Below are 19,141 nucleotides of genomic sequence, written 5' to 3'. Positions count from 1 at the left end.
CCTCCGTTATTCTGCTGGAGCAGGAGTGGCGGCTGCCAGCTCTGCCGGGATTGCGCGCTGCTCGTCCATCGCAGGCGCGATGCGCCGCAGCCGCAGGGCATTGGTCAGGACAAACACCGAGGACAACGCCATCGCACCCGCCGCAAGGATTGGTGACAGGAGCAACCCAAAGGCGGGATAAAGCACCCCGGCAGCGACCGGAATAAGTGCCACGTTGTAGGCAAAGGCCCAGAACAGGTTCTGCCGGATGTTGCGCATGGTCCGCCGCGATACTTCGAAGGCGTTCACCACGCCGCGCAAATCGCCCGACATCAGGACGACATCCGCAGATTCGATGGCCACATCGGTGCCGGTTCCAATGGCGATGCCCACATCGGCATGCGCCAGCGCCGGGGCGTCGTTGATCCCGTCGCCGACAAAGGCGATGCGCTTGTTCCCTTGGCGCAAACTGTCGAGCGCCGCAACCTTGCCGTCCGGCAGGACGCCGGCGATGACGTGGTCGATACCGGTTTCGCGGGCGATGGCTTCGGCGGTTTCGCGTTTGTCGCCGGTGATCATCGCAACCGCAAGACCCTTTTCGTGCAGCGCTGCGATGGCTGCGCGGCTTGCCGGTTTGACCGGATCGGCCACGCCGATCACGGCGGCGACACGCCCATCTATGGCAGCGTAAAGCGCCGTGCGACCCTTGCTTGCGATCTTCGTTTCCTCTGGAGCCAATGCCGAGACGTCAATGCCTTCGCGCGCCATGTAGCGGTCGGCCCCAACCAACACCTCCACGTCTTCGACCACGGCGCGCACGCCGTAACCTGTGACCGATTGAAAGCCTTCGGCCGCCACAAGAGGTGCGCCCTCGGCCCGCGCGGCCCGCACGATGGCGTCCGCGACAGGATGCTCGGAGAGCGACTCCACGGCAGCGATCTTCGAGAGCGTTGTTGGGCGATCGAACCCTTCCGCCAGCACAAGGTCAGTCAGTGCGGGTCGCCCCTCGGTCACCGTGCCTGTTTTGTCGAGGGCGACCACATCAACGGAATCAAGTTGCTGCAAGGCGTCACCTTTACGGAACAGGACACCCATTTCCGCAGCACGTCCCGTCCCGACCATGATCGAGGTCGGCGTCGCAAGCCCCATCGCGCAGGGGCACGCGATGATGAGCACCGACACACCGGCGACCAGCGCCATCGTCAGGGCCGGATCAGGCCCGAAAAACAGCCAGACCAGCACGGTCGCCGCCGCGATCGCCATCACGGCAGGCACGAACCACAAGGTGATCCGGTCGACCAATCCCTGGATCGGCAGTTTGGCGCCCTGGGCCTCTTCGACCATGCGAATAATCTGCGCCAGGGTCGTGTCGGCGCCGACCCGCGTGGCGAGGAACTGTAGGCTTCCGGCGCCGTTGACCGTCCCGCCGGTCACCGTATCTCCGGCACCTTTTTCAGCGGGGATCGGCTCGCCTGTCAGCATGCTTTCGTCGACGCGGCTGGTCCCCTCGATGACCTCGCCATCGACCGCGATGCGTTCACCAGGGCGCACGATGACGATGTCACCCTGAACCAGCGCATCGATCTCGATCTCGACGCTTTCTCCGTCCCGCATCACGCGTGCAGTCCGCGCCTGAAGCCCTAATAGCTTCTGGATGGCCGCGCCCGTTCTCCCCTTGGCGCGCGCTTCAAGAAACCGCCCCAGAAGGATCAGAACGACGATGACCGCTGCCGCCTCGAAATAGACGGTGCGCAGCGTGTCAGGCAGGACCGACGGTACGAATGTCGCAACCACGGAATAAAGGTAAGCCGCCCCGGTGCCGACCGCGACGAGGCTGTTCATGTCGGGGGCACCCCGGAACAAGGCCGGGAAACCCTTGGTGTAAAACGTCCGGCCCGGGCCGAAGAGAACGATTGTCGTCAGCACGAACTGAAGAAGCCAACTCGTCTGCTGGCCAATCGTGGTCTCGATCAGCATATGAACGGCCGGAATGACGTGGCCACCCATTTCGATCAGGAAGACCGGCAAGGCGAGGATGGCCGCAAAGGTGACCCGTTTGGCAAGCGCCTGAGCCTCTTCCTCCTTGCGCGCAACTCTGTCGTCACCGGCCTGGGCCGTTGCCACGGTTGCTGGATACCCTGCCGCGCCGCTTGATTCGATCAGATCGGATGTCGTGACAAGACCTTCGACGTAAATGACCGTCGCCGTCTCTGAGGCGAGGTTGACGTTCACCTCGACCACCCCGGGCACCGCGGCAAGCGCCTTATCGACCCGCCCGACGCAAGAGGCACAGGACATCGCTGCAATCGTGAGTTCGGCCCTGGCCTTCCGCGCGGGGTAGCCCAGCTCGCGAAGGGATTCGATGATGTCGGGAATGCGCTTGAGCGCGTCCACGCTCATGCGAGCAGTTTCCGAGGCAAGGTTCACCGACACATCCTCTACGCCGTCGATTGCATTCAATGCGCGATCGACCCTGCCAACGCAGGACGCGCATGACATGCCTTCGATCGGCAGGCTGATCTGTTTGGGTTCGGGCATATGTGTCACCTGTTTTTCCATTCGAAGTGGAATATGAGGCTTCCAGTTACTGGAGGGTCAATGGGAGGGCGCCAAATAAATTTCTTCACTTGACCTTCCAGCGGGGGGAAGCCCCATGTCACCGATAGAAATCAGATCAAGGAGTGGTTCCGATGAAGTTCAGCGTTCCGGACATGAGCTGTGGGCATTGCACCGCAGCAATCGAAAGCGCGGTGAAGAGCGCAGATCCGAATGCAGGCGTAGAATGTGACCTTTCTGCCCGACAGGTGCATGTCGACAGCGTGTTACCAGCCGATCAGGTCCAAGCGATCATTCGGGATGCGGGCTACAACGTGGAACCTGCGGCCGCTTGATGCAGTGCCTGGACCACCCAAGGGTGGTCCGGGCACAGAATTTCAGTCTTCGACTTTGCGGGCTTCCTCGACCAAGTCGGCAAGCTGCGCCTTTTCGACGAAGCCCGGGACCAGCGCATCCCCGATCACGAAAGACGGCGTGCCGTTAAAGCCCAGAGCTTGGGTCAGTTGCATGGAGGTCGCAATGTGCTCTTCGACCTCGGGGGCCTCCATGTCCTTGCGCAACTGCGCGATATCCAGGCCGATCTCCTCGGCCACGCGCAGCACGGAGGCCTCTTCCGCGCGGCCTTCCAGCCCCATCATTGCCCAGTGAAACTCTTCGTATTTGTCCTGCTTGCGCGCTGCCAAGGCCGCTTTCGCGGCAAACACCGATCCGTCTCCGAGAATGGGCCATTCACGATAGACGAGGCGAATGTTGGGATCGTCTTCGATCAAAGCCCGCACCTCGGGTTTGACCCGCCGACAATAGGGACAGTTGTAGTCGAAAAATTCCACAACAGTGACGTCCCCTTCCAGGTTGCCGAGAACCGGCGCATTCGGATCGTTCTCGATCAGATCGCGCTGGTCATTCAGAACTTGGGCCTGACTGAGCTCCTGCGCTTGCGCCTGCCTTTGTTCGAGGATCGCCACGGCCTCCATGACAATCTCCGGGTTCTCGCGGATTGCCTCGAGCACAAGTTCCTTGACCCGGGACTCTGACAGTTCGTCCGCGAGTGCCGGTATCGGAAGCAAGGCAGCTATCGCGACCGTCGTGAAGGCTTGTCTGAAACGCATTTTAGTTCTCTCCCCGTTGTTCGTCGGCTTCTGTCCGCGCGGCCTGGACTTCGCGGATGCGGTCTGGCCAGGTGGACCGGATGAAGGCCAGGATGTTGTGAATTTGCTGGTCGGTCAGCACGTCTGCGAAACCGGGCATGCCACTGTCGAATTCGACGCCCTGACGCGCCAGAAGCGCCGCCCCCCCCAGTTTTGTGTAATCGAAGAGCAGGCTGTCAGGATGATGCCAGGTGTGACCCGTCTCATCATGTGGTGGTGCTGGCAGGCGCCCATCCGCGCCGGGCGTTCGCCATTCCGGCTGGCCTTCCAGACCCGCGCCATGACAAGACGCACAGTTTTCTGCGTAGAGCAACGCGCCTTCTTCGATGTCGTAGCTCTCCGCCCTGGACGCGCTGCCGACATCCGAGGATGCACTGGTCGAGAGCCAATACGTGAAGGCGGCTGCTGCGACAGTGATCGGAAGGGACCAAACGAGATATCTCATGTGACCCGTATCCAGGTTGTCATGCCAGATGCGGCGTGGCTGAGCATGTGGCAATGGAACAGCCACTTGCCGGGATTGTCTGCCGTAAAGGCGATCTCCCGGGACTCGTTGCCGGCCAACAGGATCGTGTCCCGCATCGGCCCGAACGCGCCGTCGGGGCGCAGCTCGCGGAAATGCATCCCGTGCAGGTGCATCGCATGTGGGAAAACGGTCTGGTTCTCGATCTTCAGGCGCACCGGCTCGTTCAGGGATAGATCGGCCAGTGGCGTGTAGGTCATTTCGGCGACATCATTCAGGGCCCAGAATTTGCCCGCTTGGGCAAGCTGACGGAATCCAAGACGTTCCCCGCCAAGCAATGCGGACTGCATTCGCCCCATTGCCCCGCCGGACATGACCAGTCGCAAATCACGCGCATCGGCAAGGTCCGGGGCGTGTGCCGCGGGGTTCGGCGGCAACGGCAGTGGCTTGCCTCTTGGTACTGAACTGGCTGTGCCGTTGACCAGAAAACTCACCAACGGGGTCAGTTGATCATCATCGCCGATGCGAAGCAATTGGGCGGTGCCGCCTTCGTCTTCGGTCACATCCACAATTAAGTCGACGCGCTGTGCCGGGCCGAGGATCAACTCGCCGTCAACCGACTGGGGTTGGCCGGTTGGCATTCCATCCACGGCCACCGTCCAGCCACTGAATCCAGAGAGCCTCAGCGGGAAAATTCGAGCGCTTGCTGCGTTGATGATCCGCAAGCGAATGCGCTCGTTGCGCTGCGCGGGCAAGGTCAGGTCATAGCGCCCGTTGGTCGTGATAAAGTTGCCGGTACGTCCACCGTGGCTCATCATCATGGGCTGTTCGAAATTGTCGAACAGCTGCCCGCTTTCGGGATCGAGCAACCAGTCCTCCAGAACGATGACTTCCTCGCGGTCGATGTCCGGTCCATCGACCTCTTCGACGATCAAGGCACCGCGCAGACCACGCGCGACTTGCTCGTATGAGCGATTATGCGCGTGATACCAATAGGTGCCCGCGTCCGGTACGACGAAGTCGTAGTCAAAGGTTCCACCCGGCGCTACGGCCTCTTGGGTCAGCCCTGAAACGCCATCCATCGCGTTGTCGATCCGGATTCCGTGCCAGTGAACCGAACTGGGATCGGGTACCTCGTTGCGAAACCTGCGACGCACCCGATCGCCTTGTGTGACCCTGATTTCCGGGGCCGGAACGAGGCCGTCATAGCCCCAGATCTCTGTTTCCGGGTAGGTGTCCGGAAGAAGCTGTCGACGTGCAACCTTGGCAATCAGGTCCTCGAACGGGGTCGCGGCAAAAGCCGACTGCGGGATGGCCGCCGCGCAGGCCGCCAGTGTTGCATGGCGCAAGAAATCCCGACGTGTTTGTCTCATTTCGATCCTCGAGAAAGCGGGGGCGTGTTGCCCCCGCGTGGTGTTAGTTCGACGCGGGGTTCTCCGCCTCGACCGTGTCCTTGTTCAGCAGGAAAAGCGCCATCGCTTCGCGATCGGCAGGTGTCAGAAACCGAGTTCCCTCGCGAACCACTTCCGCCATGCTGCCGCCGAAAGCATCGCCCGAAGGGGTGATGCCGGTCTGGAGCGCATAAGCGAGGTTTGAAACCGTCCAGTCATTTTTGACCAGGTCTTTTGGCCGTATCGCGGGGGCCTTGCTGCCACCGGGAAGCTGGGCGTTGCCTGCAAAGGAAGCACCGATATCGCGGCCTCCCGCAAGATTGCGCGGCGTATGGCAGGCTCCGCAATGTGCCGCACCGCGCACCAATTCCCGTCCTCGATTCCATGCGTCGCTTCGCCCTTCAATCGGTTCGGTATCCGGATCGTAGAAGAACGCCGCTCGCCAGAGCTTCAGCCCCCATCGTTGGTCGAATGGGAAGCTGACATCATTTTCTGGTGCAGGCTCGTCCACGGGCGGCACGGTTTGAAACGCCGCCCAGAGGTCAGCGATATCCTGATCAGAAAAATCCGCATAGAAGGTGTACGGGAAAGACGGATAGTACGGCGTTCCATCGGGGCCGATGCCTTGCCGCACGGCTTTTGCGAACTGTTCTGCCGTCCATTCGCCCATGCCATGTTCCGGGTCTGTCGTCAGGTTGGGCGGGTAGAACGTTCCGAACGGGGTTTCGAGCGGCGCCCCTCCGGCAAGTGGTGCGCCGCCCGCTTCAAAATTGGTATGACAGGCAATGCACCCACTGGCGCGCGCCAGATATGCGCCCCGGTCGACATTGCCCTCTATTGCAATCGGAGTCACTGCACTGCCGACAGGCCATGCAATCACGACGCCGAGGCTGGCCGCGCCGAGCACGGCGGCCCCGCTGACGAGTGTCAAGAACCGGCGCATGGTCAGTCTTCTTCCGCCCGGAAGCGTTCATGGCATGCGGAACAGACCTGGGTCGTCATCGCGAATGCTGCGTCGGCGGGCATTTCGGCAATGGCGGCCGCATCCATCATGTCGCCTCGGCCCATCATCGTGCTCCCGCCCATCATGGTTGTATCGCCTCCCATCATTGACCCGCCGCCCATCATCGAGGCGCCATCCATGGAGGTATTGCCGCTCATGCCGCCCAATCCATTGTCGGCTGCGCGTTCCAGGCCCTCAGAGTATTCTTCCAGCTGACTTGCCAATGCCGCGAAGCGCTCCCAGTCGGTCCACACCTCGTCCTTGGCTTCCGAGGGCATGCCCCCTGTGCCCTCTGGGAACAGCTTTGTCATGCTCTCACCGGCGTGCTGCTGGAACAGGCGCGCGGCATCGCGCACTGTTTCTGCGTCATAGGCCGTTTCGCCCCGCATCATCGGGGCCACGGTCTTGACCGCCTTCCCCATTGCAAGCATGGCATCCATGCGCTCTTTCACGATGCCGGTGGCACCGCTATGCGCGAATGCCGTGACCGCAGTACCTGCAATCAACACTGCCGCTACGATAGTCGTCTTTTTCATGTCTTCGATCCTTCTTTGGGTCTGCTTTTCGAGCGATGTGAAATCAGACCCACCGTCGGGGCGGTGGAGGATCGCTGATCGGGCGCAATTCGGTTCGTTGGATCGCGCCGTCTTGCATGACGGCTTTCAGAAAAGAAGGCTCGTACGCCATGTTCGGCTGAAGCAATAACGCTGCCGGGACAGAACAATCGAGGCCTGGATGGCAGTGGCCAGAGGCCTCGGTCGATGGCCCTGCGTCTTCGTGACCATGGTATTCCTGCCCCAACGACGTTTCACCATGATATACCGGCGCCTCTGGCACCCCGAGTACTACAAGGAAAAGGCCGAAAACGGCCGACAGAATCCATCGGTTCGTCTTCGACCAACGCATCAGTTGATCCCGTTGGCCCGCTGCAATTCGCGGACATAGGCGGCCACCATCTTGACGTCTCCTTGGGTCAATCCCTCGATCTTAGGCATATTACCGAAATTCCAGTGATGTGCACGGACGCCGTTTTGAGCTGCCAGAACAAAAGCCATGTCCGAATGGTGGCTCGGTTCGTAGATCTTGTGCACGAGAGGCGGCGCAACACCGTTGCGACCGGCGGCATTTTCGCCGTGACACTCGGAACATTTTGCCTCGAATATGTTCTTCCCAAGCGCCGCCTGCTGCGAGAGTGCGTCAGGCAGCTGGACCTGGACGATCGGATCGCCTTCGGCAATCTCGCTTGTGTCAGGTGGCGTCATGGAGTGGCCAACCGCTAAATCTTCGGCTCCAACGAACTGCCAAACGGCAAAACCCCCGCCGATAACAAAAACGGCACCAATCAGCGCAGTTAATTTGTCCATGCCTGTATCTTCCGCCTTGCCCGTTGGGTCAGATGAGTTTGACTTGAGTGCCGACAGGCGCTCGCTCGTAGACTTCCTCGATCTGTTCGTTGAACAAACCGATGCAGCCGTTTGACGACCGGCGGCCGATCTTGCGCGTGTCCTGTGTCCCGTGAATACGGTAGTACTGCCACGACAGGTACAGTGCGCGAGTACCCAAGGGGTTGTCCGGATCACCCCCCTCGATACGTGCCGGCCATTCCGGATTGCGTTCCCGCATGGAGGGCGTCGGCGCCCAACTGGGGTTTTTGCGTTTTTCCACCACTTCAGTGTAACCGCGTTTGGTGAGTTCGTCGGTCAGCGGAACGGATGTCGGGTAAATCCGCATCTCGCCGTCCGCTGTCCAGTGCTGTAGCGCCATCGTCACGGTGTCTGAGATGATGATCCCTTTGCCGAGCGTGTCGAAATGGTCTTGCCAGTCATGAACTCGGAAAGAAGAAATGTTGCGGCGAATGGTTTCGGCTCGAACCACGCTTGGTGCAACCAAAGCGACAGCCGCATACCCCAACAGGCTTCATCGATTGATCTTGTTGTTTCGCGATGTCGTCATGACACACTCCTAGCCTACGGTTTGTACATGTCTTTTACGGGAGACCCGGCATCAGGCAACCTGACAAGGCCGCGAGAAGTGTATCCATTTGTATCCTTGACCTTACCCTGCTGGAGGGTCGCAAATGACGCCAGGAACGAGACAAAGAGGGTGTCATGGACGACGAAAATCCCAAGAATAAGCCGATTACAGACAAGCTCATGCATTACGGAATGATGGCGTGTTGCATTGTGATGCTGTTGCCCGTGATCGGTTTTTTTCTCGCTGGCGGAACGCTTGCGGGTATGTGGGGCAATGCATCGGCTTTCGCCCCGCTCCTGTTGTGCGTTGGAGCGCATCTTGTGATGCATAGATTCATGGGGAAATCGTGCCATTCCGACAAGGCAAACGATACTATCGAGGAAGCGCCCGAGCCCATAAGTTCCGTGATTCCTAGCGTCGCCCGCAACAGGCAGTGATGTGCGAGGGAAAGCAAAGGTATTCGTATTGCTGTTGATGGTTACATTACTTGGAGGTTGCGCGGGAAGCCTTGCAGACTGCCTAGATCTGAAGGCTATCGTGTCCACGAAGCAAGCGTCAGACCTTCTGCCGGATGGGTGTCGAACCCTTTCATCTTCTGCGACTGGCGTTGCGCGAATTGTCTGTGCGGACGGTCGTCAGGGTTTTGCCACAGGTGGACTTTGACGCAATTTCCGCCGTCCTGGCGAAATCTGCGGAAAATATGGGAAGGAAGCAGGTATCTTGATCGATTGCCTTTTGATCCTGCGACGGGTTTTGCTTATTCCCTTCGTGCTCCTGGCCGTTGTCTCTGGAAGTGTCGCGGCAGCAACCTCTGCTGAATACCAGAGCGCGCCACTCACCGCGCATCTCATTAGTGTACAGGACGGCGTTCCCGAGAACACACAGACTCTGTCAGCCGGGCTTCACCTTCAACTGAACGAAAACTGGAAGACCTATTGGCGGTCGGCGGGCGAGGTGGGAATACCGCCTTCGGTCGAATGGAGCGGTTCCGAAAACGTCGCAGATGTCGAATTCATGTGGCCCGCCCCGACGCGCTTCACCGCCTTCGGCATCGAAAATTTTGGTTATGCGGGTGAAGTCGTCTTTCCGCTGCGCATAACGCTCGAAGATCCCGGCGCACCTGTGACTCTTTCCGCGCAGGTCAAACTGCTGGTGTGCTCCAATGTCTGTGTCCCGGAAGAGTTTGACCTGTCACTTCGCCTCGGACGGGGCAACGTCATCGACAGCACTTCGGCTGGGCTGATCGGTACGTTTTCCGAGCGCGTCCCCGAAGGGGCCAAGACGAGCGGCGTCAGCGAGGCAAATGCCTTCATCGACGAAGACCTCACGGAGTTGATCGTCAGCCTTCGCGTCGATGAACCACTCCAGTCGCCGGATGTGTTTCCCGAACTGGGTATGGGTGTTGCGCTTGGCAAACCCGATATCCGTTTGGGAGAAGAGGATCGTTTGCTTTGGGCGCGCTTGCCGATCCTCTCGTCGAATACGGATGTGACAGTGGCTCCGTCGATTACCGTCACCGACGGCGAGAACCGGGCCTTCACGATCATCGCGGATCGCGTGGCGCAAGGAATAGCACCACCCTTTGAGCTGGCCGCCACGACACCGGACATGATGGAACTGATCTGGATTGCCGCGATCGCGCTGCTGGGCGGATTGATCCTGAATGTGATGCCCTGCGTGCTGCCGGTGCTGTCCATCAAGGTGTCGTCTGTGCTCAAACACACCGATCACGACACAACCCGTGTCCGGTTCGGTTTCGTCGCTGCCAGCGCCGGCATCATGACGTTCATGTGGGGTCTGGCGCTCGTCCTCTGGGCGCTCCAGACGGCAGGCCTCAGCGTCGGGTGGGGTCTGCAGTTTCAAAGCCCGCTGTTTCTTGCGGTGATGATCGCTGTTCTGCTCGTCTTTTCGGCAAATCTGTTCGGAGCGTTCGAGTTCGCCCTTCCACACGGCATTCAAACGCGGCTTGCAGGGGCCGGTGGACGCAACGGGTATTCCGCCGACTTTTTCACTGGCATGTTCGGTGCCGTCATGGCGACGCCTTGTTCGGCACCGTTCCTCGGCACCGCTGTGGCCTTTGCTTTGGCCGGGCGTGGCTTGGACATCCTCATAGTCTTTTCGAGCCTCGGGTTCGGCCTCGCCCTGCCCTATCTCGTCATCGCCGCGTTCCCGCGTCTGGTCGCATTCATGCCTAAGCCTGGTCGATGGATGCTGATCATCAAAAGCGTCATGGGGGTCTTGTTGCTTGCAACCGCCGTGTGGCTGTTCTGGGTGCTCGACGGTGTCGCCGGGCTTGTGTCTGTCATCGCGGTCGCGGCGTTGTCCGGTCTCGCCGTTCTGACACTATCTCTCCCGAATGTGCAGTCCCAGTTCAGGTGGTCTATTGCCATAGCCAGCCTTGTCCTGGCCATTGCCGCAGGTCCTCTCTTGCAGCAATCAGCACCTGCGCGTTCGACGCCGCAGTTGGCAATGGCTTGGATCGCATTTGATCGTTCGGACATAGCGAAACGCGTGTCCGCAGGAGAGGTCGTTTTTGTCGATGTGACCGCTGACTGGTGCCTGACTTGCAAAGCGAACAAGACACTTGTCATCGACCGGGAGCCAGTCCGGAGCGCGCTTGAAGCGCCTGGAGTCACGGCGATGCAGGCAGATTGGACACGCCCGGACACGCGCATTTCCCGCTACCTTGAGAGTTTCGGCAGATACGGCATCCCCTTCAATGCCGTCTACGGACCATCGGCACCGAACGGCATTGTGCTGTCCGAATTGCTAACAACCGAAGACGTGATGGACGCCTTGGCGCAAGCCAGCGGTCGGGATGTTTCCGCAAAGGTTGCCGGACAGGAGTGACCTGCCCGGGCGGGACACCGACCAGCAGTCAGCCGCCGAGCCGCTCAAGCGCGGCACGGACCGCCGCACGCCGAGGATCACTGGCGGGCTGCTGCTCCAACAGCGCTTCAGCCTTGCGGTAGGCCTCAACGGCGCGATCGGGCTCCTCAAGGACCGTATAGGCGTTTGCCAGCCGCATCCAACCATCCAGATCGTCCGGTTCATCCTCAAGACGCTCGGCCAGCCGCGAGACCATCGATCGGATGAACTCCGCGCGGTCCGCGTCATTCATCTCCGACGCCGTCGCAACATCTGCCGCACTCGGGCCGGGTGGGGATGTCGGCCCGCTGGGTAGATTGACGACCGGGAGGTCAGCTGCCGCTGCAATCCGGTTGATTTGCAAAACGTATGTTTCCATCCAGGGCACGAACGTCTTTTCCTGGTTCAGCCGGGAAACGAGCAGATCGTAGGCCTTACGCGTCTCTTCTTTTTGAAGATGGTAGAGAGACTCGAAATAGGTTGCCGCAGGATTGGATGGGTCAAGTTCCAAAGCGCGATCAATGGCCAATTTCGCCCGTGGAATAACAACGCCATCATTGGCAACCGCGACAGCCTCCGCCAGCATGGAGAATGTCGCGGAGGTGGCATCCTCCCGTTTGGCGACAACTTCGAATGCTTCGACAGCATCAACTGTTCTGCCCATGCGCTGATAGGTCTGGCCCAACAGCATCCACCCTTCGCTAGGGCCGCCGGTCGGATCGGATACAAGCCTTTCGCGAAGTTGTATTGCCAGCGCCGTCACTTCATCAGTCTGTGCCCGCTCCTCTGCACGGGCAGCGAAGGCCATTGAAGGAACCTCCGGCGATCCCATCGTCAGATAGTAGCCCGCGGCAATAACCGGCGCGAGGACCGCCGCGACAACGAGAGTGACTCTGCCACCATTACGGGATGATCCGGCTTTTTCTTCCGAATTGCGGGTCGTCGCGAGGATCCGTTTCTTGATCTCGAGTCTGGCCGCTTGAGCTTCCTGTTCAGAAATCAAACCGCGGTCCATGTCTCGTTGGATTTCCCGCATCTGATCGGCGAGGATCGCCGGTACCGCATCCCCTCTGGTGAGAGTGTTCGATTTGGACAGCAGCAGCGGGTAGAGGACAATTCCGATTGCGACCAGCGTCAAAAGAACGAAAATACCCCAGATCATGACGCATCCCCCGCTTCGTTTTGCCTGAGAATTTCGGACACGGTGTTCTCATCCTCCGAGCCCAAGTCTTCAAATGCCTCTTGCTTTCGCCGACTCATCAGTAGCCCGCCACCAACGAAAACCCCGATCAGAACGAAAGCGATCGGAGCGAACCAAAGCGCGTAGGTCGCAGGCTCCAGAGGCGGTTTGAGCAGCACGTAATCCCCGTACCGCGCCCGAATGTATTCGATCACCTCCGCGTCGCTGTCTCCGGTGACCAGTCGCTCGCGTACGAGCAGACGCAAGTCCCGCGCCACACCCGCGTTCGAACTGTCGATGTCCTGGTTTTGACAGACGACGCATCGCAGATCCTTGGAAATCTCCCGCGCACGCTGTTCCAATACCGGGTCGGTCAGCATTTCGTCTGGTTCGACCGCATTGGCGGCAAAGGGAAAGAGCCCGATGCAAAACGCGAAAATCAACTGTCTCATGATGCTGCTCCCTTTGGCAGTGCGCCTGCCTGCTTCAGGGCTTGCGTGAACCGTTCGACGGCGTCCGGACCCACGACCGGCCCGACATAGCGAAACAGAACAGTACCATCGCCATCGACGATGAAGGTTTCCGGCACGCCTGAAAGGCCCCATTCGATCCCTGTCCGGCCTGAAAGGTCGGACCCGATCCGTTCGTAGGGATTGCCGAGGTCATTGAGCCACTTCACGGCATCTTCTGGTTTGTCTTTGTAGTTGATGCCGAACAACCGCATGCCCTCGCGTTCGACAAAGCGTGTCAACACGGCATGTTCCGCGCGGCAGGGCACGCACCAGGACGCAAAGACATTGACCACGACCGGTCGTTCGTTGCCTACAAGATCGCTTCGGGCCAGGCCGGGTGTCTCCAACCCCGGCACGGGATCGAGGTCGAACGCCGGGGCCGGTTGCGAGATCAGGACGGAAGGGATCTCGTTGGGATCCCGGTCGGGATTGAGCCCCCAGAGAAAAAAACCCCCGAATATGACCGCCGCAATAAACGGCAGCCCGGCAATGAGACGTTTCATCTTCTCTCCTACTCGGCAGGAACAGCATCGCTGGCTGGCTGTTTGGCGCGGCGCGGCGCCCCGACCCTCAAACGGCGATCCGACAAGGACAAACAGCCACCGATCACCAGCAGGATCGAGCCGATCCAGATCAGGTTGACGAGCGGTTCATAGAGGATCCGAAGGGTCCATGCTCCGGCGTTGTTCACTTGATCGGAGGCTGGCGTTGCAATCGACGTATAGAGATCACCCGCCAATGTAGAGCGGATGGCCGACTCCGTCGTCTGGCTTTCCGCGACCGGGTAATACCGGCGTTCTGGGAAAAGCGTCGTGACCAGCTCGCCATCCCGACGGACCACAAGGGTGCCGCGATCCGCGATGTAGTTCGGCCCTTGAACCTGTGTGGCCCCTTCGAAGGTGATGTCGAACCCCGCGATCGTGACTTCGGTCCCGGGGGCGGCAAAGACGATCTCCTCACTCTTCCATCCGGTCGAGCCGATCATCCCCATCATCAACACAGCGACGCCGGCATGGGCGAGTGTCATACCGTGAGAGGCGCGTGGCAGGTTGCGCGCGCGTCTCGCGCTCTCTGCAAGGGGAACCTCGAACAGGCGGATGCGTAGCGCCCATTCCCGTAGGGTTGCAAAAAGCAGCCACGCTGCGCCAAGGATGGCAAGATAGGCCATGATCGGCCCACCGTTCAGAAGATACCATGCGGCCAAAGCTGCGATGAACGCCAGAACGACCACGAACCGAATGCGATCGAGCAACCCGGCGATATCAGCCCGCTTCCACGACAGGAATGGACCAAGACCCATGAACACGACCAGCGCCAGCATCATCGGAATGAAAGCCGCATTGAAGAAAGGTGGACCCACCGAGATCTTGTCCCCCGTGATAGCCTCGAGGATCAGCGGATAAAGCGTCCCGAACAGAACGGTTCCCGTAGCGGCGGCCAGAATGAGGTTGTTCACGAGCAGCCCGGCTTCGCGGCTGATCGGGCGAAACAAACCACCCGGCTCCATTTCGGGCGCCCGCCAAGCGTAGAGCGCCAGCGACCCACCGATGGACACCGCGAGTAAACCCAGAATGTAAACTCCGCGCTCTGGATCGACGGCGAACGCGTGTACGGATGTAAGCAGGCCTGACCGGACGATGAACGTCCCGAGAAGTGAAAGCGAGAAAGTCAGGATGGCAAGCAGGATGGTCCAGCTTTTGAACGCATCGCGCTTTTCCGTGACGATGGCCGAATGCAACAGCGCTGTGCCCAGAAGCCAAGGCATGAAGCTTACATTCTCGACCGGATCCCAGAACCACCAGCCGCCCCAGCCCAGTTCATAATAGGCCCACCACGATCCAAGAGCGATACCTGCCGTAAGGCTGACCCACGCGGCCAATGTCCACGGGCGGACCCATCTGGCCCAGGCCGGATCGACGCGCCCTTCCAGAAGAGCCGCAACGGCGAAGGAAAACACGATGGAGAAGCCGACATACCCGAAATACAAGAGCGGCGGGTGCATGGCGAGACCCATGTCCTGAAGCAACGGGTTCAGGTCATTGCCGTCGAGCGGCGGCGGAAACACCCGCTCGAAGGGGTTCGACGTCAGCAGCAGGAAGGACAGGAAGCCGACACTGATCCACGCCTGCACCGACAAGGTGCGCGCCTTGGTCTCGGCGGGGATGTTCGATCCGAACCAGGCGACGCCCGCGCCGAACACCGCGAGGATCAGAATCCAGAGCAGCAGCGAACCCTCATGGCTGCCCCAGGTCCCGGCCACCTTGTAGAGCATCGGCTTGAGCGAATGGGAATTCTCGACGACGTTCCTGACGGTGAAGTCGCTGACGATGAAGGCCTGCATCAGCGCTGCGAAGGCTATGGCCACAAACAGCACTTGTCCTATTGCCGTCGCCTGGGCGGATTTCATCCAGACGGCGTTTCCACGCGACGCACCTGCAATCGGCAGAACGCTTTGAACAAGCGCAAGCGCAAGCGCGAGGGCCAGTGCGAAGTGACCAATTTCCGGGACCATGGCGTTCTTTCCTATCCAGTGTCGGTGGGCGTCGCGTCGGACGGCTTTGGCGTCCGCGGCGGGGTCTATTCGTCGAGCGTTGCTTTGCGGCGACGGAACTCTTCTTCGTCGATTTCCCCATTCGCAAAGCGGCGCCGGAGCGCTTCCTGCGCGTCCGAGTCCGAGGGACGGGTGCCATTGTCCCGCAGCCTGAGCACCAGAAACACGATCAATGCGATCACGGCGCCCCAGAAGGCGAGCATCATGAAGCCGCCCATAAAGCCATAGCCTCCGCCCCACATGTGACCTGTCCAGGAGCCTGGACCATCAGCTCGCGCCATGCTGGCGGGCAAGCTGGCCAGCAACGTTGGAATGAGCGTTTTCAGTTTCATCTGTTTCTCCTTCGATTAGTTCGCTTTCATCCAGTGGGATGGTGACAACAGCGCGCAAACCCGCGCTGTTATGGTTGACCAGCTGGATATCGCCGCCATGGGATTGGACGATTGTCCTCGCGATCGAGAGCCCAAGCCCATAACCGCCCGTTTCCAGAGACCTCGATTGCTCGAGGCGATAGAAGGGATCGAAGACCTTTTCCAACTGGTCGACGGGAATGCCGGGCCCATTGTCATCGATGTTGAGTACGAGGTTCGAACCGTGGGTCGCCCAGCTGACTTTTGCGGCACCACCGTAGCGAACGGCGTTCTCAAGCAGGTTCCTCAGCGCCCTTCGGAACGCGTTGGGTCGAAGCCGCACGGCAACATCATCACTCGGGGCAAAGGTGCAGTGTGCCGCCATATCGCTGCACAAGCTGTCCAGAAAATTGCGCAGATCGACCACTTCGGCACCTTCGGATCCGGTAAGGCCCCGTGCAAAGGTGAGCGTCGCTTCGACCATGCTCTGCATCTCTTCGACCGATGCGATGAGGCTGTCCCGCGTCTCTTCTTCGTCAACCAGCTCCGCGCGGACACGCATAGCAGTCAACGGCGAGCGCAAATCGTGACCAAGCGCTGCGAGCATCCGTGTCCGATCGCTGACAAACCGGGTCAGCCGTCGTTGCATGCGGTTGAAGGCGACGGTCAGATCCTTGACCTCGGTCGGCCCCGCGACGGTCAATTCACCCACATCCTCGCCCCGGCCAAGATGGTCCGCGGCCTTGGAGAGGTGCCGCAAAGGACGCGTCAGGCGCGTCATGACAAACCAGAAGATCGCCACCAGGAGCAGTCCGGCGGAAATTCCAAAGGTCAGCATCGAATAGAAAGGCCATTGGATTGGCGGACGCTCGAACCGCGTTCCGACATTCAGCCAACGCGCTCCCTTGATGGCGATCGACAGGTTCATCTCAACCGCCGTCAACTCTCCGCGCATCATCGCGAGATGCATTTCCGTCATCTCGTCCGAGAGATTGGGAAGGGGCCGCAACGCGCCCTCGACCTCGTGCAGTTCAACGCGAATATCCCGGCTGTAGCTATCGCCCAGAAGCGCGCGTATGCGTCCTTCCACGATGCCGCCATACGAATGACCGGTGTGTTCCACGCTCGGAACGTCCGACAGATCAAACCGGATCAATGGCGAATTCGCCGCGCGGAGGATCGAGTCCTGCAACTCCGGCGGGGCCTCCTCGATCAACCGCGCGACATTTGCTGCGCGACCGGCGGCCTCGAACCCCAATGCGGCACGAATCGCAAGGGTGCGCTCGTCAGCGAACAGGAACAGGCTGATCGCCTGGGCCACGACAAGTGCCGCGACCACAAGCAGGATCAACTGGCCGCTCAGAGACCTCATCGCACGGCGCATCACGGCGCATCCTCGACATCGGCAGCCAGACAGTATCCGCCGTTCCGCACCGTTTTGATGACACTGGGCCTAAGTACATCCGGCTCGATTTTGCGGCGGAGACGGCTGATCTGATTGTCGATGGTTCGATCCATCGGGCCTGCCGTCCGCCCAGCGGTCAGGTCAAGCAACTGGTCACGGCTGAGCACCATCCTCGCGCGTTCCAGCAGGACCGCCAGCAATTTGAACTCGGAGGTCGTCAATGGGGTCTCGGTGGTGGACTCGTCAATCAGCACCTGCCGGTCGGTATCCAGTATCCAGTGCGCAAAAGAGACTTTCCTCCCAGCGAGGCTTCCGGCCACAGGTTCGTCGCGGTTGCTTCTCCGAAGAACCGACTTGATGCGGGCGAGCAGTTCTCGTGGATTGAACGGCTTGGCGAGATAATCGTCCGCACCGATTTCCAGACCCACGATCCGATCCGTTTCCTCACCAAGCGCCGTCAGCATGATGATCGGAAGATCACCCTCTGGCGCAAGTCTGCGGCAAACCGACAAACCGTCCTCGCCCGGCATCATGACATCGAGCACGAGGAGGTCGAAGTGACCGGTGGCCAGCTTGGCATCCATCTCCACGGCATCCCTGGCGACGGTCGTGCGCATTCCGTTCTTCTCCAGGAAGCGCGCGACGCTTTCGCGTATCTGAGCGTGGTCGTCCACGATAAGGATATGAGGTGGCGGTCCCATGGCGTCCTTCCTAGATCATCGTTGCATTCTGTTTCATGGGCAGAATTGTAGCCGTTTGTATCAGGTCAGTCCCTTGCTACAGATGGATACAAATCTGTGCCTGCACCGTGTCGTGCTCCCGGGTAGCGTCGCGCGTATGTTATGTGACCTTTGGGATCGCAACCGATCAAAGGATGAGGTTTTCGAATATGGCTCTTGATTTGAACCGGCGCCGTTTCGTTCTGGGTGGTAACCGCCCGATTGAGGCCGCCTGCCTGACAGCGGGGTTCCGAGCTAAGACACGTGCATAACGACGTCCTTAACGACGTGTCTTATTTGGAGGGGCCATGCTGGGCGAGGTTCTGGGCGTTGAGCGGCGCCGGCGGTGGAGCGAAGACGAGAAGCTCGAGATCCTGTCGGAGGTCGATGTCGGCGGTGCGTCGGTGACGCAGGTGGCGCAGCGGCACGAGATCACGCGCTCCCAGATCTACGGCTGGCGGCGTGATCTGAAGAAGAAGGGCCTGTGGTCGCCGGATCGCGGGGCTGTTTTCCTGCCGGTGGATTTCAGCGCGGCGCCGACGGCAGCGAGCGTCCCCGCGCCAGCGCGATCCGTCATGGTCGAGCTGCGGCTGAGCAACGGGCGCTGCCTGAGGTTCGACAGCGGCATGGATGGAGAGACGCTGACCCGATTGATCCGGGCTGTGGAGGCGGCATGATCGGACCGGGAACGGGTGTTCGGGTCTACTTGGCCTGCGGAACCACCGACATGCGCAAGGGGATCGCCGGTTTGGCCGCGCTTGCCCAGGACGTCCTGCGCCAAAACCCAGCGAGCGGCGCGGTCTTCGCGTTCCGTGGACGCCGGGGAGATCGGCTGAAGCTTCTCTACTGGGACGGCCAGGGCTTCTGCCTCTACTACAAGGTCCTGGAACGGGGGCGCTTCCCGTGGCCCGTCGCCGGCGACGGCGCCGCAAGGCTGACCTCGGCGCAGCTGGCGATGCTCTGGGAAGGCATCGACTGGCGCCGCCCGGACTGGGGTGCGCCTCCCGCTCGGGTGAGCTGATACTTCTCTCAAACCCCTTGT

Annotated in this window: 20 protein-coding genes; 5 read left to right on the top strand and 15 right to left on the bottom strand. The window is 60.4% G+C overall.

Annotated elements, in window-relative coordinates:
* Positions 1 to 6 precede the first annotated feature (6 nt).
* Positions 7 to 2,517 (bottom strand): heavy metal translocating P-type ATPase, encoded by a 2,511-nt coding sequence (locus R2601_RS23485; RefSeq protein WP_007803414.1) that lies wholly within the window; start codon positions 2,515 to 2,517, stop codon positions 7 to 9.
* Between the two features lie 152 nt (positions 2,518 to 2,669).
* Here R2601_RS23485 and R2601_RS26320 point away from each other — a divergent pair, with 152 nt between their 5' ends.
* Positions 2,670 to 2,870: a heavy-metal-associated domain-containing protein gene (locus R2601_RS26320; RefSeq protein WP_007803412.1), complete on the top strand. Its 201-nt coding sequence runs from the start codon at positions 2,670 to 2,672 to the stop codon at positions 2,868 to 2,870.
* 42 nt (positions 2,871 to 2,912) lie between these two features.
* Here the strand turns inward: R2601_RS26320 and R2601_RS23480 are convergent, their stop codons facing one another.
* From R2601_RS23480 to R2601_RS23450, 7 genes are all read right to left on the bottom strand, one after another.
* A complete protein-coding gene (locus R2601_RS23480) occupies positions 2,913 to 3,644 on the bottom strand; it encodes a DsbA family protein (RefSeq protein WP_009807488.1) in 732 nt (243 codons plus the stop codon).
* 1 nt (position 3,645) lies between these two features.
* Positions 3,646 to 4,128, bottom strand: coding sequence for a c-type cytochrome (locus tag R2601_RS23475; RefSeq protein ID WP_007803408.1), 483 nt, complete (start codon positions 4,126 to 4,128; stop codon positions 3,646 to 3,648).
* Positions 4,125 to 5,519 carry a multicopper oxidase family protein gene (locus tag R2601_RS23470; protein WP_007803406.1) on the bottom strand — a complete coding sequence of 465 codons (1,395 nt, stop codon included), beginning with the start codon at positions 5,517 to 5,519 and terminating at the stop codon, positions 4,125 to 4,127. The genes R2601_RS23475 and R2601_RS23470 overlap by 4 nt, the downstream gene beginning before the upstream one ends.
* A gap of 43 nt (positions 5,520 to 5,562) precedes the next feature.
* Positions 5,563 to 6,480 carry a c-type cytochrome gene (locus tag R2601_RS23465; RefSeq protein WP_007803405.1) on the bottom strand — a complete coding sequence of 306 codons (918 nt, stop codon included), beginning with the start codon at positions 6,478 to 6,480 and terminating at the stop codon, positions 5,563 to 5,565.
* A 2-nt stretch (positions 6,481 to 6,482) separates the two neighbouring features.
* Positions 6,483 to 7,076 carry a c-type cytochrome gene (locus R2601_RS23460; RefSeq protein ID WP_007803403.1) on the bottom strand — a complete coding sequence of 198 codons (594 nt, stop codon included), beginning with the start codon at positions 7,074 to 7,076 and terminating at the stop codon, positions 6,483 to 6,485.
* Positions 7,077 to 7,445: 369 nt separating this feature from the next.
* Positions 7,446 to 7,904: a c-type cytochrome gene (locus R2601_RS23455; protein ID WP_007803401.1), complete on the bottom strand. Its 459-nt coding sequence runs from the start codon at positions 7,902 to 7,904 to the stop codon at positions 7,446 to 7,448.
* 28 nt (positions 7,905 to 7,932) lie between these two features.
* Complete coding sequence (locus R2601_RS23450; RefSeq protein ID WP_229673415.1) at positions 7,933 to 8,454, bottom strand: L,D-transpeptidase; 522 nt, start codon at positions 8,452 to 8,454, stop codon at positions 7,933 to 7,935.
* Between the two features lie 194 nt (positions 8,455 to 8,648).
* Here R2601_RS23450 and R2601_RS23445 point away from each other — a divergent pair, with 194 nt between their 5' ends.
* Together R2601_RS23445 and R2601_RS23440 are read left to right on the top strand one after the other, a co-directional pair.
* Positions 8,649 to 8,951, top strand: a complete 303-nt coding sequence (locus R2601_RS23445; RefSeq protein ID WP_007803398.1) for a DUF2933 domain-containing protein — start codon at positions 8,649 to 8,651, stop codon at positions 8,949 to 8,951.
* 283 nt (positions 8,952 to 9,234) lie between these two features.
* Positions 9,235 to 11,364 (top strand): protein-disulfide reductase DsbD family protein, encoded by a 2,130-nt coding sequence (locus tag R2601_RS23440; RefSeq protein ID WP_007803395.1) that lies wholly within the window; start codon positions 9,235 to 9,237, stop codon positions 11,362 to 11,364.
* Between the two features lie 28 nt (positions 11,365 to 11,392).
* Here the strand turns inward: R2601_RS23440 and ccmI are convergent, their stop codons facing one another.
* The 7 genes from ccmI to R2601_RS23405 all read right to left on the bottom strand — a co-directional run bounded on the left by ccmI (position 11,393) and on the right by R2601_RS23405 (position 18,081).
* Positions 11,393 to 12,544: a c-type cytochrome biogenesis protein CcmI gene (gene ccmI / locus R2601_RS23435; RefSeq protein WP_007803393.1), complete on the bottom strand. Its 1,152-nt coding sequence runs from the start codon at positions 12,542 to 12,544 to the stop codon at positions 11,393 to 11,395.
* Entirely contained in the window at positions 12,541 to 13,014 is a 474-nt protein-coding gene (locus tag R2601_RS23430; RefSeq protein WP_007803391.1) for a cytochrome c-type biogenesis protein, read from the bottom strand. Before R2601_RS23430 ends, ccmI begins: the two co-directional genes overlap by 4 nt.
* On the bottom strand, positions 13,011 to 13,577 hold the full coding sequence (locus R2601_RS23425) for a DsbE family thiol:disulfide interchange protein (protein WP_007803389.1): 567 nt from the start codon (positions 13,575 to 13,577) through the stop codon (positions 13,011 to 13,013). Before R2601_RS23425 ends, R2601_RS23430 begins: the two co-directional genes overlap by 4 nt.
* A gap of 8 nt (positions 13,578 to 13,585) precedes the next feature.
* Positions 13,586 to 15,586 (bottom strand): heme lyase CcmF/NrfE family subunit, encoded by a 2,001-nt coding sequence (locus tag R2601_RS23420; RefSeq protein WP_007803387.1) that lies wholly within the window; start codon positions 15,584 to 15,586, stop codon positions 13,586 to 13,588.
* 65 nt (positions 15,587 to 15,651) lie between these two features.
* Positions 15,652 to 15,957: an SHOCT domain-containing protein gene (locus tag R2601_RS27495; RefSeq protein WP_224888728.1), complete on the bottom strand. Its 306-nt coding sequence runs from the start codon at positions 15,955 to 15,957 to the stop codon at positions 15,652 to 15,654.
* Entirely contained in the window at positions 15,893 to 17,359 is a 1,467-nt protein-coding gene (locus R2601_RS23410) for an ATP-binding protein (RefSeq protein WP_007803383.1), read from the bottom strand. The genes R2601_RS27495 and R2601_RS23410 overlap by 65 nt, the downstream gene beginning before the upstream one ends.
* Positions 17,359 to 18,081, bottom strand: a complete 723-nt coding sequence (locus R2601_RS23405; RefSeq protein ID WP_007803380.1) for a response regulator — start codon at positions 18,079 to 18,081, stop codon at positions 17,359 to 17,361. The genes R2601_RS23410 and R2601_RS23405 overlap by 1 nt, the downstream gene beginning before the upstream one ends.
* Positions 18,082 to 18,407: 326 nt before the next feature.
* Between R2601_RS23405 and tnpA the strand changes: the two genes are divergently transcribed.
* Positions 18,408 to 18,776, top strand: a complete 369-nt coding sequence (gene tnpA / locus R2601_RS23400; protein WP_007803373.1) for an IS66-like element accessory protein TnpA — start codon at positions 18,408 to 18,410, stop codon at positions 18,774 to 18,776.
* Positions 18,773 to 19,120 carry an IS66 family insertion sequence element accessory protein TnpB gene (tnpB, locus tag R2601_RS23395; RefSeq protein ID WP_040545958.1) on the top strand — a complete coding sequence of 116 codons (348 nt, stop codon included), beginning with the start codon at positions 18,773 to 18,775 and terminating at the stop codon, positions 19,118 to 19,120. The genes tnpA and tnpB overlap by 4 nt, the downstream gene beginning before the upstream one ends.
* Positions 19,121 to 19,141 lie beyond the last annotated feature (21 nt).

Origin of the sequence: Salipiger bermudensis HTCC2601, from assembly GCF_000153725.1 — a bacterium.
Classification (GTDB): domain Bacteria; phylum Pseudomonadota; class Alphaproteobacteria; order Rhodobacterales; family Rhodobacteraceae; genus Salipiger; species Salipiger bermudensis.
Note: the sequence above shows the minus strand (reverse complement) of the source record. Positions and strands in the feature narration are given on the sequence as shown.